This window comes from Actinoplanes sp. HUAS TT8 (assembly GCF_051380535.1).
Lineage (GTDB): Bacteria > Actinomycetota > Actinomycetes > Mycobacteriales > Micromonosporaceae > Actinoplanes.
Genome location: NZ_CP195646.1, coordinates 4,599,278 through 4,612,991, shown reverse-complemented (window position 1 = coordinate 4,612,991; position 13,714 = coordinate 4,599,278). Strand labels below are relative to the sequence as shown.

Annotated in this window: 13 protein-coding genes; 7 read left to right on the top strand and 6 right to left on the bottom strand. The window is 72.4% G+C overall.

Annotated features, from left to right (window positions below; translation table 11 throughout):
• The first annotated feature begins 1 nt into the window (after nucleotide 1).
• Entirely contained in the window at nucleotides 2-691 is a 690-nt protein-coding gene (locus ACSHV8_RS20835; protein ID WP_436535406.1) for a response regulator transcription factor, read from the top strand.
• Nucleotides 688-2,073 (top strand): ATP-binding protein, encoded by a 1,386-nt coding sequence (locus ACSHV8_RS20830; protein WP_436535405.1) that lies wholly within the window; start codon nucleotides 688-690, stop codon nucleotides 2,071-2,073. Before ACSHV8_RS20835 ends, ACSHV8_RS20830 begins: the two co-directional genes overlap by 4 nt.
• Here the strand turns inward: ACSHV8_RS20830 and ACSHV8_RS20825 are convergent.
• On the bottom strand, nucleotides 2,054-3,172 hold the full coding sequence (locus tag ACSHV8_RS20825; protein ID WP_436535404.1) for a steroid 3-ketoacyl-CoA thiolase: 1,119 nt from the start codon (nucleotides 3,170-3,172) through the stop codon (nucleotides 2,054-2,056). The two genes, ACSHV8_RS20830 and ACSHV8_RS20825, sit on opposite strands and share 20 nt — an antisense overlap.
• A 107-nt stretch (nucleotides 3,173-3,279) precedes the next feature.
• On the opposite strand from ACSHV8_RS20825, the gene ACSHV8_RS20820 reads away from it, so the two are divergent.
• Together ACSHV8_RS20820 and ACSHV8_RS20815 are read left to right on the top strand one after the other, a co-directional pair.
• A complete protein-coding gene (locus tag ACSHV8_RS20820; protein WP_436535403.1) occupies nucleotides 3,280-4,488 on the top strand; it encodes a cytochrome P450 in 1,209 nt (402 codons plus the stop codon).
• A 69-nt stretch (nucleotides 4,489-4,557) separates the two neighbouring features.
• Complete coding sequence (locus ACSHV8_RS20815) at nucleotides 4,558-4,992, top strand: hypothetical protein (RefSeq protein ID WP_436535402.1); 435 nt, start codon at nucleotides 4,558-4,560, stop codon at nucleotides 4,990-4,992.
• Nucleotides 4,993-5,082: 90 nt separating this feature from the next.
• Here ACSHV8_RS20815 and ACSHV8_RS20810 read toward each other — a convergent pair whose 3' ends face one another.
• On the bottom strand, nucleotides 5,083-5,622 hold the full coding sequence (locus ACSHV8_RS20810; RefSeq protein WP_436535401.1) for a fascin domain-containing protein: 540 nt from the start codon (nucleotides 5,620-5,622) through the stop codon (nucleotides 5,083-5,085).
• A gap of 185 nt (nucleotides 5,623-5,807) precedes the next feature.
• Here ACSHV8_RS20810 and ACSHV8_RS20805 point away from each other — a divergent pair, with 185 nt between their 5' ends.
• Nucleotides 5,808-8,345, top strand: coding sequence for an ATP-binding protein (locus ACSHV8_RS20805; RefSeq protein ID WP_436535400.1), 2,538 nt, complete (start codon nucleotides 5,808-5,810; stop codon nucleotides 8,343-8,345).
• Nucleotides 8,346-8,361: 16 nt separating this feature from the next.
• Here ACSHV8_RS20805 and ACSHV8_RS20800 read toward each other — a convergent pair whose 3' ends face one another.
• Nucleotides 8,362-9,288: an NADP-dependent oxidoreductase gene (locus tag ACSHV8_RS20800; protein WP_436535399.1), complete on the bottom strand. Its 927-nt coding sequence runs from the start codon at nucleotides 9,286-9,288 to the stop codon at nucleotides 8,362-8,364.
• A gap of 82 nt (nucleotides 9,289-9,370) precedes the next feature.
• Between ACSHV8_RS20800 and ACSHV8_RS20795 the strand changes: the two genes are divergently transcribed.
• Nucleotides 9,371-9,937, top strand: a complete 567-nt coding sequence (locus tag ACSHV8_RS20795) for a TetR/AcrR family transcriptional regulator (protein WP_436535398.1) — start codon at nucleotides 9,371-9,373, stop codon at nucleotides 9,935-9,937.
• A 19-nt stretch (nucleotides 9,938-9,956) separates the two neighbouring features.
• Nucleotides 9,957-10,532 (top strand): DinB family protein, encoded by a 576-nt coding sequence (locus ACSHV8_RS20790; RefSeq protein WP_436535397.1) that lies wholly within the window; start codon nucleotides 9,957-9,959, stop codon nucleotides 10,530-10,532.
• A gap of 3 nt (nucleotides 10,533-10,535) precedes the next feature.
• Here ACSHV8_RS20790 and ACSHV8_RS20785 read toward each other — a convergent pair whose 3' ends face one another.
• From ACSHV8_RS20785 to ACSHV8_RS20775, 3 genes are read right to left on the bottom strand one after another with little or no spacing between them, the layout of a single operon-like run.
• Complete coding sequence (locus ACSHV8_RS20785; protein ID WP_436535396.1) at nucleotides 10,536-11,684, bottom strand: thiolase domain-containing protein; 1,149 nt, start codon at nucleotides 11,682-11,684, stop codon at nucleotides 10,536-10,538.
• Nucleotides 11,681-12,733 (bottom strand): thiolase domain-containing protein, encoded by a 1,053-nt coding sequence (locus ACSHV8_RS20780; RefSeq protein ID WP_436535395.1) that lies wholly within the window; start codon nucleotides 12,731-12,733, stop codon nucleotides 11,681-11,683. The genes ACSHV8_RS20785 and ACSHV8_RS20780 overlap by 4 nt, the downstream gene beginning before the upstream one ends.
• Entirely contained in the window at nucleotides 12,730-13,680 is a 951-nt protein-coding gene (locus tag ACSHV8_RS20775; RefSeq protein ID WP_436536840.1) for a Zn-ribbon domain-containing OB-fold protein, read from the bottom strand. The genes ACSHV8_RS20780 and ACSHV8_RS20775 overlap by 4 nt, the downstream gene beginning before the upstream one ends.
• Nucleotides 13,681-13,714: the final 34 nt, after the last annotated feature.

Below are 13,714 nucleotides of genomic sequence, written 5' to 3'. Positions count from 1 at the left end.
GGTGACGGTGCAGGTCCTGGTCGTGGACGACGACGAGGAGATCCGGGAGATGCTCGCCTCCACCCTGGCCTTCGCCGGCTTCGGCGTGACCCTGGCCGCGGACGCCGCCGACGCCTACACCGCGCTGCGGGACGGCCCGGTCGACGTCGTGGTCCTCGACGTGATGATGCCGGGACAGGACGGCTTCGACGTGGTCCAGATGATCCGCCGCCGGCACCCGGACCTGCCGGTGCTGTTCCTGTCGGCCCGCGACGCGGTCGAGGACAAGGTCCGTGGCCTGCGCCTGGGCGCCGACGACTACATGACCAAGCCGTTCAGCGCGGTCGAGCTGGTCACCCGGATCGAGGTGCTGGTGCGCCGGTCGGCCCGCGGCGAGCGACCGGCCCCCGGCGGTGTACTGCGCTGCGCCGACCTGGAACTCGACCCCGGCCGGCACGTGGTCCGGCGCGGCCCCGACGACGTCGAGCTGTCGCCGACCGAGTTCCGGCTGCTGGAACTGCTGCTGGTCAATGCCGGTCAGGTGCTGTCCAAGGGGCAGATCCTGGACGCGCTCTGGCAGTACGACTTCGGCGGCCACGCCAACATCGTCGAGCGGTTCGTCTCCAGCCTGCGCCGCAAGATCGACGACGGGCGGCCGGCGCTGATCCGGACGGTTCGCGGCTTCGGCTACAGCATCCGGGAACCGGAGTGAGGCCGCGCTCGATCCGAGCCCGCCTGACCGTCACCCTGGCCCTGGTGACCGCGCTCGTGATCGCGCTGTCCACGCTGGTCAGCATCGCCGTGGTGTCCCGGTGGCTGAGCGCCCGCGACACCACCCGGCTGGCCGACCTGTCGGCGCGGGTCACGGCCGGCCTGCGCGCGGCCGGCCCGGTCCGGCTGGACGGGCCGACGCTGCGCGAGACCATCGGTTCGGCGTACCAGGTCGTGCTGGTCACCGCCGACGGCCGTACCGTGATCGAGGGTTTGCCGGCCCGGGATGTGGCCGCGCTGTCGGCGGTGGTCTCCCCGGCCCCGGTCGAGGTCGGGACCGACCATCTCGCGGTGGCGGTCGACACCGGCGGCCTGGCCGTGACCTACAGCTCGGGTGACGGCGGCACCGTGACGGTGGCCCGGATCGTGTTCGTCGCCGACCACAGCGATCGCGCGGCCACGGTCGCGACCGTCGCCGTCACCGTGGTGTCGGTCGCCGTGGTCACCCTGGCCGCGCTGATCGCCACCGCGGTCGTCGTGGTCGGCCGCGGACTGCGCCCGCTGCGGGTGATGGCCGCGCGGGCCGAACAGGTGGCCGACGGTGACCGCACCCGCCGGCTGCCCCGCGACGATGACGGCGACCCGGCGATCAGCCGGCTGGCCGGCACGGTCAACGCCGCGTTCGACGCCCAGCAGGACGCCGAGAACCGGATGCGCGAGTTCGTCGCCGACGCGTCGCACGAACTGCGCTCGCCGCTGACCGTCGCGCACGGGTGGATCGAGCTCTACCTGCGCGGCGGCCTCGACGACCCGGCCCGGCTCGACGCCGCCCTGACCCGGGTGGACACCCAGCTGGTGCGGATGCGGCTGCTCGTCGACGACCTGGCCCTGCTGGCCCGGATCGACGCCGGCCGGCCGGTCGACCAGGAACCGGTCGACCTGGACACCCTGGCCGCCGAGGCGGTCGCCGACGCCCGGGTGCTCGCGCCGGACCGCGACCTGCGCTACACCGGCGAGCCGGCCCGGGTCCTGGGCGACGCCGCCCGGCTCGCGCAGGTGCTGCGCAACCTGCTCGGCAACGCCCTGCAGCACACCCCGGACGGCGTGGCGGTCGCGGTCACCGTCGTCGCCGGCGCGACCGAGCACACGGTGACGGTCACCGACAGCGGCCCGGGGATTCCGGTCGAGCACCGGCCCTACCTGTTCGAACGGTTCTGGCGGGCCGACCCGTCCCGGGCCGCACCGGGCGGATCCGGTCTCGGACTGGCGATCGTGCGCTCCCTGGTGAACCTGCACCACGGCACGATCACCGTCGGCAGCGAATCCGGGTCGGGCACGACGTTCACGGTGACCCTCCCGGCCCTCACCCGATCCGCTCGATGATGGTCGCGGTCGACATCGCGCCGCCCGCACACATGGTGACCAGCGCGGTTCCGCCGCCCGTGCGCTCCAGCTCGTGCAGCGCGGTGGTGATCAGCCGGGCGCCGGTGCTGCCGACCGGGTGACCGAGAGCGATCGCCCCGCCGTTCGGGTTGACCCGCTCCGGATCGGCCCGGTGCACGCTCAGCCAGGACAGCACCACACTGGCGAACGCCTCGTTCACCTCGATCACGTCAAGGTCGTCGATCTTCATTCCGGTACGGGCGAGCACCCGCTCGGTGGCGGTGATCGGACCGTCCAGGTGATAGAACGGCTCGGCGCCGATCAGGCACTGAGCCAGGATCCGCGCCCGCGGCCGCAGGTCCAGACGTCCGGCCAGGTCGTCGTCCATCATCAGCACCGCCGCGGCGCCGTCGGAGACCTGCGAGGACGTGCCCGCGGTGTGCCGCCCGTCCGGCAGCACCGGTCGCAACCCGGCCAGCCCGGCCCGGGTCGTGGCACGCAGCCCCTGGTCCCGGTCGGCGCCCGCGACCGGCACGACCTCACGATCGAAGCGCCCCTCCCGCCACGCGCGAGCCGCGGCGGCCTGCGACCGTACCCCGAAATCGTCCAGATCCTGCCTGGTCAGACCGCGCCGGTCGGCGATGCGTTCGGCCGCGACGAACTGGTTGGGCAGATCGAGATCCCACGAGTCGGGGCGGGGCCGGCCGGCGTCGCCCAGGTTGGCCCGCAGCGGAACCCGGCTCATCGACTCCACCCCGCAGGCCACACCGGCCTCGACGGCCCCGGCCGCGATCAGCCCGGCGATCAGGTGAACGGCGTGCTGCGCGGAACCGCACTGGGCGTCGATGGTGGCGCAGCCGGTGGTGTGCGGCAGACCGGCGTGCAGCCAGGCGGTCCGGGTGACGTTGTTCGACTGCTCGCCGCCCTGCGTCACACAACCGCCGATCGCCTGCTCGACCCGGGCCGGATCGAGCCCGGACCGGTCCAGCAGCGCCCGCTGGGCCGCGCCGAGCAGCTCGGCCGGATGCAGACCGGACAGCACGCCGCCGCGCCGGCCGATCGGTGTGCGGACCGCCTCGACGATCACCGGGACGCCCACGAGGCCCTCCTCGTACTAGAACGTGTTTCCATATAGAAGCACAATGTCCGTACCTAAAGCGGGTGTTGACATGTTTGAATCGGTAGAACCTGTTCCGAGGAGGATCCGTGATCGACCTCACCGACCCGGAGATCTACGTCAACGGCATCCCGCACGAGGAATTCGCCGAGATGCGGCGCAACACCCCGGTGCGGTGGATCCCGCAGGCCCGCGGCAGCGCCGGCTTCGACGACGACGGATACTGGGCGGTCACCCGGCACGCCGACGTGATGGCCGTGTCCCGCGACAGCGAGACGTTCTCCAGCTGGGAGAACACGGCGATCGTGCGATTCCAGGCCGGCATGCCCCGCGACCGGATCGAGATGCAGCGGTACGTGCTGCTCAACATGGACCCGCCCCAGCACACCCAGCAACGCGCGATCGTGTCCCGGGGCTTCACCCCGCGGGCCATCAACAGCCTGCGCGCGGCGCTGACCGCCCGCGCCGAACGGATCGTCGGCGACGCCGGCCGCGGTGACACCGGCGACTTCGTCACCGAGATCGCCTGCGAGCTGCCCCTGCAGGCCATCGCCGAACTGCTCGGCGTCCCCCAGGAGGACCGCAAGAACGTCTTCGACTGGACCAACTCGATGATCGGCTACGACGACCCGGAGTTCAGTGGCGCCGCCGACCCGCTCGAACCGGCCATGGAACTGCTCGGCTACGCCATGACCATGGCCGAGGACCGCAAGACCTGCCCGCGCGACGACATCGTGTCCACCCTGGTCCAGGCCGAGATCGGCGGCGAACACCTGTCCACCGACGAGTTCGGGTTCTTCGTGCTGATGCTGGCCGTCGCCGGCAACGAGACCACCCGCAACGCCATCTCCCACGGCATGCTGGCCCTGCTCGAACACCCCGACCAGTGGGCGGCGTTCCAGGCGACCCGGCCGCGCACCGCGGTCGACGAGATCGTCCGCTGGGGCACCCCGGTCAACGTCTTCCAGCGCACCGCCACCCGCGACACCACCCTCGGCGGCCAGCCCATCGCCCGGGGCGACCGGGTCGCGCTCTTCTACGGTTCGGCCAACTTCGACGAAGACGTCTTCGACCACCCGGACCGCTTCGACATCACCCGCAGCCCCAACCCGCACCTGGGCTTCGGCGGCAGCGGCGCCCACTTCTGCCTCGGCGCCAACCTGGCCCGCCTGGAGATCGACCTGATCTTCAACGCCATCGCCGACCACATGCCGGGGATCAGCCTGGCCGGCCCGCCGGAACGCCTGCGGTCGGGCTGGCTCAACAGCATCAAACACCTGCCGGTCCGCTACCGATAACTCCGGTATGCGGTCCGCTGTACGCGAACACCGCAATGGTGCCGGAAATATGGTGATGAACTCCGGGCCATGAAGATGCTGACACGTGCGGCGACCGCGGCCGTCACCATGGCGGCCGGGCTGACGTTCGGGGCGGGCCCGGCCTCGGCCACCGACTGCGAGCCCAACTGCGCAAACCCGGACACGGTCGAGCCGGTCCGCCAGCTGAACCCCTACATCACCATCGGCGTGTTACGGCAGTCGTGCGGAACGATGATGTCGCACTCGGTCGACTCGACGCCGGTCCGGTTGACCGTGGCCAACCGCACCAGGACACCGTTCGTCCTGTACTGGCACAACACGTCCGGAAGCCGGGAATCGGCCCGCACCCTGCAGCCGCCCGCCACCGTCAACATCACGACCTACCGCGGGCACGCCTGGGAGGTCGCCTCCACCACCGGGACCTGCCTCTCCCAGTTCGTCATCAGCGACGACTCCACCAGGTCGTACGTCACCTACGGCTGACACCGATCCCGGGTCTCGGGTCCCGCCGACGGCTGATCGGTGCCGGCAGGGCCGAGCCGAGTGACTCGGTCCCTGCCGGCAACGGCATCATCAGCTGCTGAAACCGCAGATGAAGCGGAACTTCTCCCAGGACTGCACGCTCGTCCGGTTGGAGTCGAAGGCGCCGCTGGAGTGGCCGCCGCCGTCCACCGCGGTCAGGAAGTGGCGGTCGAACAGCCGGATCCCGACCGTCCCGTCGCCCTGCCCGACCAGTTCGAGCAGCTCCCACGTCCCGCGTACCACCGCGTCGGTGTGCAGCACGTCGGTGACCTGGTTGTGGGTCAGCCCGCCGCTGTTCACCGCGGTCACGTAGTTCGCGGTCCGGGTCCGCAGGTCGACGTGGACCCCGTCCCCGACCGATTCGAGGGTGAACTTCTCGTTCGGCCCGACCCCGGTGGCGTCGGTGCGCATCACGCCGGTGATCCGGCCCCCACCGCCGACCGCGGTCACGAACCGGCCGTTGCTGGTCTGGATGGCGCAGATGCTGCCGTTCGGAGGCGGCGGCGCCGCCTGGGCGGGAGCGGCTCCCACCACGGCCGCCGTGGCCCCCACCGCCACGGCGACCGCTGTGATCTTGCTGCGGAACTCCACTTTTCTTCCTACCCCCTTGTGCTCGGATGCCGCCGAGCCGGTGGTCCGGCCGTACGCCGATCCGATGTCGAGAGTGCGGGCGCGACGGTTCCGGGAGCGGAATCCCGGACGATCCCGGACGCCGGTCGCGCCGGATTGCGGACAAATGCGGTGACATCGTGGCGGGGTCGGTGTTGGGTGACGGTGTGACAGCGGTGCTTCCGGACCCGGGGCGGGCCGGCACGCTCGACGAGGTCGCCGAGGGGCTGCGCCGGCTGAAGGTCTGGGCCGGTGACCCCTCGTACGACACCATCAAGGACCGGATCAACGAGGCCTGGCGGGCGGCCGGGCGGCCCGGCGGCGAGCTGGCCCGTAAGGCGACCGTCGCGGACTGTTTCAAGGCCGGCCGGCGGCGGATGAACACCGACCTGGTCATCGCCGTCGTGCAGGCCCTGCACCCGGACGTCGGCTACGTGACCCAGTGGCGGCAGGCGCTGCGGGTGATCGGCGGTGAGGCGCACGCGTCGGCGCAGGTCCGGGTCCAGGACACGCTTCCGCCGGACCTGCCCGGGTTCGCCGGTCGCGACGCCGAACTCAGGAGGCTGCGGCGCGGCGGTGACGCGCCCGGCGGTGTGCTGGCCATCGCCGGCATGGCCGGGGTCGGCAAGACCGGGCTGGCGATCAGGTTCGGGCACCGGCTGGCCCGGGAGAAGCCGTTCGACCACGTCCTGTTCGTCAACCTGCGCGGCTTCAACCTGGATCCGGCCCAGCCGCCGGTCGACCCGGGCGCGGTGCTCGACGGCTTCCTCCGGCTGCTGGGCACGCCGGCCCAGCAGATCCCGTTCGACGTGGACGCCCGCCGGGCCACCCTCCGGTCCCGGCTGGGCGGCCGGCGAACCCTGATGGTCCTGGACAACGCCGCCTCGGCCGGCCAGATCGGACCGCTGCTGCCCGACACCCCCGGCTGCGTCGTGCTGGTCACCAGCCGGCGCAGCGTCGCCGAACTTCGCCCGGCGATCCAGCTGACCATGGACGTGTTCTCACCGGCCGAGGCCGAACGGTTTCTGATCCGCTCCACGCCCGGGGTGCCGACCGGCCCGGACCGGGACGCGGTGGCCCGGATCGCCCGCCGCTGCGGTTGTCTGCCGCTCGCCCTGGGGCTGGTCGCCGGGCACATCCGCAGCGCGCCCGGCTGGACCCTGACCGACCACGCCGACCGTCTCGACGAGCGGCACCGGGACCGGCGGCTCGACAGTGGAGTGCAGCTGGCCTTCGATCGCTCGTACCAGCACCTCGCGGCATCTCAGCAGCGTGTGCTGCGGCTGGCCGCGCTGCATCCCGGCCAGGACCTTGATCTGTACGCCGCCGCCGCGCTGGCCGAGACCGATCTGGACACGGCCCGGGCGGCGCTGGACGACCTCGGCCGTAACCATCTGGTCCAGCGGTCCGGTCCGGGCCGGTGGACCTTCCACGACCTGATCCGGGTGTACGCGGCCGACCGGGCCCGCGATCAGGACCCGCCGCGCGCCCTGCGGGCCGCGATGACCCGGATGCTCGACCACTACCTGGCCGTGTCGGCCGCGGCGGTGGACACGCTGTACCCGGCCGAGGCCGGCCAGCGGCCACGCGTGCCCCGGCCGCGGGGCCCGTCGCCGGACGTCGGCCACCCGGATGCCGCGCGGGCCTGGCTCGACGCGGAACGGTCCACGCTGGTGGCGGTGGCGGGCCACGGCCGTACCTCCCATCTGGTTCGTCTGTCGACCACCCTCTACCGCTATCTCGACGGCGGGCACCCGCACGACGCCCTGCTCCTGCACGCCCAGGCCCAGTCGCGGGCCCGGGACACCGGCGACACCGTCGGCGAAGGGCACGCCTTCCTCGGGCTGGGCACCGCCCACCTGCGCCTCGGCCGGTACGAGCCGGCCGCCGAGCACCTGCGGACAGCGCTCGAACTGTTCCGGACCGCGGACGACCCGGCCGGCCAGGCCCGGGTGCTCGGCAACCTCGGGAACATCGAGAAACGGCGGGGCCGGTTCGCCGCCGCCACCGACTGCCACGAGCAGGCACTGACGCTGTTCCGCCGGGCCGGTGACCGGGCCGGGGAAGCCCGCTCGCTGGTCAACCTCGGGGTCGTCGAGACACGGCAGGGCCACTACCCGGCGGCCACCGATCACCTGTGGCAGGCCCTCGACCTGTGCCGGCGGGCCGGTGATCCGGTCGGGGAAGCCGACGCGCAGGCCACCCTCGGATACGTCGAGGCCCAGCTCGGCCACCATCGCGCGGCCGCCGACTACTGCGAGCAGGCGATCGCCGGATACCGCAAGCTGGGTGACCGCGGCGCCGAAGCCGCCGTCATGGACGACCTGGGCACCGCCTACACCCGGCTCGGCGAACCGGCCCGGGGCGCCGAGTGCCACCGGCACACGCTTGCCGTCGTGCGCGAGAGTGGGGACCGGGACGCCGAGGCCTGGGCCCTGAACGGTCTCGGCGAGGCCGCCCAGGCCGGCGGCGACCCCGCCGGGGCGATCATCCACCACCGGGCGGCCGGCGTCATCGCCGTCGACATCGGCAGCCGTGATCAGCAGGCGCGGGCCGAGGCCGGCCTGGGGGAGGCCTTCCGGTCGCTGAGCCGGCCGGCCGACGCCCGGATCCACTACCGGGCGGCCCTGCGTATTTACACCGAACTCGGCATGCCCGCCGCCGACCGGATTCGCGAGCGGCTGGTGGAGGAAGCCGCCCGATAACAGGCCCGACCCCCGGTCACGGCAGCAGGATCAGCTTGCCCCGGGCCTGCCCGCTCTGGCTGATCTCCAGGGCGGTCGCCCAATCCTCCAACGGCAGGGTGCGCGCCACGGGAACCTCGAAGCGCCCATCGGCGGCGAGCGCGACGAACTCGGGCAACGCGTCATGGGCGGCCGGCCGGACCTCGTGGAACGTGTCGCGAGCACCGAGCCCCGCCGCCTCCGGGACCGAACCACCGCAGGTCAGCACCCGTTTCGGATCCCCGCCGGCGATCTTGATCAGGTCCGGCAGGGCCCCACCGACCGGCGCGGTGTCGAGCACCAGATCCACCGGCCGCCCGCTCATCGCCACAACCCTTTCCACCATCCCTTCCCCGTACGGCGTGACCTGCGCCCCGAAAGCACTCAGCCGCTCGGCGAAGGCCGGCCCTGCGGTCGCGATCACCCGCATCCCGTGGCGGAGCGCGATCTGCACCGCGGCATACCCGACCGTGCTGCCCGCCCCGTGGATCACGATCGTCCGCCCGGCGTCCAGCCCGAGCAGGCTGAGGTGCAGGTATGCCGTGTCCACGGCCATCGGCAGCGCCACCGCCCGTACCGGATCAAGCCCTTCGGGAACACCGGTCCACCGATTCATGATCGCGAAGTCGGACGCGCCCGCCGAGGCTTCACCGCGCCAGTCGGCGTTGCCGAGCACCAGGTCACCGACGGCGACGCCGGTGACCTGGTCGCCGACCGCGTCGACCGTCCCGGCCACGTCGATGCCGATGCCCCGCGGCAGGTCGCCCTGGAACAGCCCGCCGGCCAGGGCCCAGTCGGCCGGGGCGAGCGCGCAGGCCTGCACGGCGACCCGGATCCGCCCCGGTCCGGGCTCGGGAACGGGCACGGTCTCCAGGCGCAGGACCTCGCCGGCCGGCCCGTACTCGTGGAATCGCACTGTGCGCATGAAGTCCCCCTCAGAGTTAGTGACAGCGACTGACGCTACACGTTACGTCAGTCGCTGTCACTAACTCTGCTAGAGTCGCCTCATGCCCCGCAGCGGTAAGGAAGCCCGAGCGCGCCTGCAGCAGGCCGCGATCGACCTGTTCCTCGACCGCGGCTTCGACGCCGTGACGACCGCCGAGATCGCCGAGCGGGCCGGTGTCACCGAGCGCACCTACTTCCGGCACTTCGCCGACAAGCGCGAGGTCCTCTTCGAGGGTGAGCGGATGCTCACCGAGCAGCTCACCGCCGCACTGACGGAGATTCCCGCGACGGTCCCCGCGCTGCCGACACTGCTCGTCGCGTTCCGCACGATCGTGCCCATGCTGGAGCGCAACCGTCCCACCGCCGAACCCCTGGCCCGGGTGATCGCGGCGACGCCGGCCCTCTGGGAGCGGGCCGCCGCCAAGGAGGCCCACCTGATCGATCTGCTGTCGACCACGCTGCGCGCCCGGGGCCTCGACGAACAAACCGCCAACATCGCTTCGCGTACGGGGTGGGGCACGCTCGCCCAGGCCATGCGCCACTGGCACGCCGACCCCGCGACGGGCCTCGACGCGCACGTCGAGCAGGCCTTCCGGCGGCTCCGCGCCCTGGTCGCCGAACTGCCCTGACGGTGGGATCCTGGTCGGCATGACTGACCTGGACGCCAAAGCCACCCTGCACCGCTACCTGCGCGAGGCCCGCGACGCCCTGCTCGGCAAGCTCGACGGCCTGTCCGAGTACGACGTCCGCCGCCCCCTCGTCCCCACCGGCACGAACCTGCTCGGCCTGGTCAAGCACGTGACCATGGTGACCGGTGGCTACTTCGGGGAGACGTTCGGCCGTCCCTTCCCTGGGCCGCTGCCGGCCGTGGGCGACGACGCCGAGCCGAACGCGGACATGTGGGCCACCGCCGACGAGTCCCGCGACGACCTCATCGACCTGTGGCATCGGGTGTGGGCGCACGCCGACGCGACGATCGACGCGCTGCCGGTCGACGCGCCCGGGTCGGTGCGCTGGTGGCGCGGCGAGCCGGTGACGCTGCACCAGATCCTGACGCACATGCTGGCCGAGCTGAACCGGCACGCCGGGCACGCCGACATCGTCCGCGAGCTGATCGACGGTGCGGCCGGCTGGCGCCGCCCCGGCGACAACGTGCGGGAGACCGGCGACGGGTGGACCGCCCACCGCGAGCGCCTGGAGTCCACCGCCCGCAAGTTCGCCTGACGATCAGCTGCTGCTGACCACCCACATCGAGAAGAACTGGGAGCCGCCGCCGTAGGCGTGGCCGAGCGCCGTCCGAGCCCCGTCCACCTGGTGTTCCCCGGCCCGGCCCATCACCTGCATGGCCGCTTCGGCGAAGCGCAGCATCCCGGACGCGCCGATCGGGTTGGAGCAGAGCACCCCGCCGGACGGGTTGACCGGTAGCCGCCCGCCGAGCCGGGTCTCGCCCGCTTCGACGAGTTTCCAGCCGTGCCCGGCCTCGGTGAAGCCCAGGTTCTCCAGCCACATCGGTTCGAACCAGGAGAACGGCACGTAGATCTCGGCGACGTCGATCTCTTCCAGGGGGTCGGTGATGCCGGCGGCCCGCCACAGGGCGGCCGCCGCGTCGGCGCCGGCTCGCGGGTTCACGTGGTCCTTGCCGGCGAAGAACGTCGGTTCGGTCCGCATCGCGGTGGCCCGGATCCACGCGACCGGGCGGGCCGACGCCTCGGCCGCGGCCTGGTCGCCGATCACCATGGCGCAGGCCCCGTCCGACGACGGGCAGGTCTCGTCGTAGCGGACCGGGTCCCACAGCATCGTCGACGCCTGCACCGATTCCACGGTGATGTCCGGCTGCCGCAGGTGGGCGTACGGATTGAGCGCCCCGTTCCGCCGATCTTTGACGGCCACGAGCGCCCCGATGTGCCCAGGCGCGTGCGCCCGCCGGATGTACGACCGGATGTGCGGCGCGAAGTATCCGCCCGCCCCGGCCCCGATCGGCGCGGTGAACGGCGGCTGGATCGACAGCGCCCACATCGCGTTCGACTCGGACTGTTTCTCGAACGCCACGGCCAGCACGCGCCGATGCACTCCGGCCCGCACCAGTGTCGTCGCCACGTTCGCGGTCGCGCCGCCGACCGAGCCGGCCGTGTGCACCCGCAACAGCGGACGCCCGACCGCCCCGAGCGCGTCGGCCAGGAACAGTTCGGGCATCATCACGCCCTCGAACAGGTCGGGCGCCTTCCCGACCACCACCGCGTCGATCTGCGGCCAGTCCACCCCGGCGTCGTCGAGGGCCCGGTCGATCGCCTCCCGGCACAGCCCGGCCATCGACACGTCGGTGCGCCGCGTCCGGTGGTGTGTCTGCCCGGTGCCCAGCACGGCCGCGCGGATCATGACGCCTCCAGCACACAGACGAGGTTCTGCTGCAGCGCCGGTCCGCTCGTCGCGTGCCCGGCCGCCCGTCGCGCCCGCCCGGACATCACCTGTTCGGCCGCCGAACCGATGCGGGCCAGCCCGGCCGAGAACATCGGGTTTCCGCACAGCGCCCCACCGGACGGATTGATCCGCACCGACTCGTCCAGATCGAGGGCGGCCCGTAGCAGCAGCTCCTGATGGGTGAACGGGGCATGCAGCTCGGCCACGTCGAGATCACCGCCCAGCCCGGCGGCCTCGGCCGCTCCGGTCGCCGACGGGACTCGTGTCAGGTCGCGCTCGCCGAGCCCGGGCGCGTCGATCCGGTGCGCCATCCCGCTGATCCACGCGCGCCGCGGCTGCCGGCGGGCCCGATCACCGGCCGCGAGCACCAGCGCCGCCGCACCGTCCGAGACCGGCGGGCAGTCGTGCCCCCGCAGCGGATCGGCCACATAGGCTCCACCGAGAAGATCATCAACGTCAAAGACACCAAAAACTTGCGCGTACGGGTTGGCCGCCGCGTCGGCACGACTGCGCACCGCCACCTCGGCCATCGCCCGCTCGCTGACGATCCCGGCGTTCAGCGCGCACCGCGCCTGCAGTGCGGCCACGCTCACCGAGTCCGGCCACAGCGGCGCGGCCACGTACGGGTCGAGCTGCAGCGCGAGCACCCGCCGCAGCCGGCCGGCGGACGCCTTGCCGAACCCGTACACCAGAGCGGTTTCCGCCTCTCCGGCCAGAATCTTGACGTACGCCTCGTAGAACGCCCACGCCGCGTCCATCTCCACGTGCGACTCGCCGATCGGCGGGCACGCCCCGATCGCGTCGACCGCGTTGACGAACGAGAACGCCCGCCCGGCCAGGTAGTCCGACGACCCCGAGCACCAGAAGTCCACCTCGCGCCGATCCAGCCGCGCGTCGGCCAGCGCGCGCCGGAACACCGGGACCAGGGTCTCGACGCCACTCGTGGTGCCGGCCGACGGAAGGCAGGGCGCCTGCGCGAACCCGATGACCGCGACGTCCGTACTCACAGATGCTCCTGAAACGACTCGTAGGGCGCGTCCGGCTCCCCGGTCGGCCGGAAGTGCGCGATGTTCTCCGGGCTCGTCGTCCAGCTCTCCGGCTCGCGCCAGACCGCGGCCACCCGCATGCCCATCCGCACCTGGTCGGCCGGCAGTCCGAGGATCAGATGGGGGATCGGGATGTCCGCGCCTTCCAGAAGAATCTGCGCGACGACGTACGGCGGTTCGAGGCGCTGCCCGGCGAAAGGCACGTTGACCACGCAGAACGTCGTCACCGTCCCGTGGTCGCCGATCGCCACCTCCTCCTCGGTGGGCACCCCGTCGGCCGGGCAGACCCGGGGCGGCACGTAGACCTTGCGACAGATCGGGCAGCGCTGCCCGATCAGCCGTCCCTCGGCGAGAGCCCGCAGGTAGCGGCTCTCGTCGTCGGAGGCGGTGTGCGTGTACGACAGCCGGATCGGTGTCGTCATGACCGTGACCGGCTCGCCGCCCGCCTCGCTCAGGTCGACCGTGTCCTGGCCGGGCTCGAAGCACGCGATGTCCCGGATGTGCCCCACCCGCTCGTCCGCCCAGCGGATCCGCACCCGCATCCCGGTGCGCATCCGCGCCCGTTCGCCCGCGTCCACGGCGTGCAGCAGCGCCGTGTCGGCCCCGTCGAGCCGGATCAGCGCCCAGCCGAACGGGCGGTCGAGCGGCTGCCCGTCGAGCGGCCGGTCGGTCCACGTCCAGCTGGTCACCGTGCCGGTCGATCGCACCTCGACCAGGTCGGTCACCGGGGCGTGGGTCAGCGGGTCGTACTCCAGCGGCGGCACGTGGACCCGGCCGTCCGCCGTGCGACTGCCGAGCACCCGCCGTTCGCGCAGGCCGGTCATGAACCGGCCCAGCACGGGACCGAGCGAACGCGTGTAGTCGAACGCGATGTCGAGAGGGGCGGAGAGCGCGGCCACGTACGTCAGTGAAACACGTTCTAAGTTGATGCATCAAGCCCTC

Bases quoted from the DNA above. Each gene is read 5' to 3' on its own strand.
- ACSHV8_RS20815 (WP_436535402.1), top strand. From the start codon at position 4,558: ATGAAGATGCTGACACGTGCGGCGACCGCGGCCGTCACCATGGCGGCC.
- ACSHV8_RS20800 (WP_436535399.1), bottom strand. From the start codon at position 9,288: ATGCGCACAGTGCGATTCCACGAGTACGGGCCGGCCGGCGAGGTCCTG.
- ACSHV8_RS20795 (WP_436535398.1), top strand. From the start codon at position 9,371: ATGCCCCGCAGCGGTAAGGAAGCCCGAGCGCGCCTGCAGCAGGCCGCG.
- ACSHV8_RS20790 (WP_436535397.1), top strand. From the start codon at position 9,957: ATGACTGACCTGGACGCCAAAGCCACCCTGCACCGCTACCTGCGCGAG.
- ACSHV8_RS20785 (WP_436535396.1), bottom strand. From the start codon at position 11,684: ATGATCCGCGCGGCCGTGCTGGGCACCGGGCAGACACACCACCGGACG.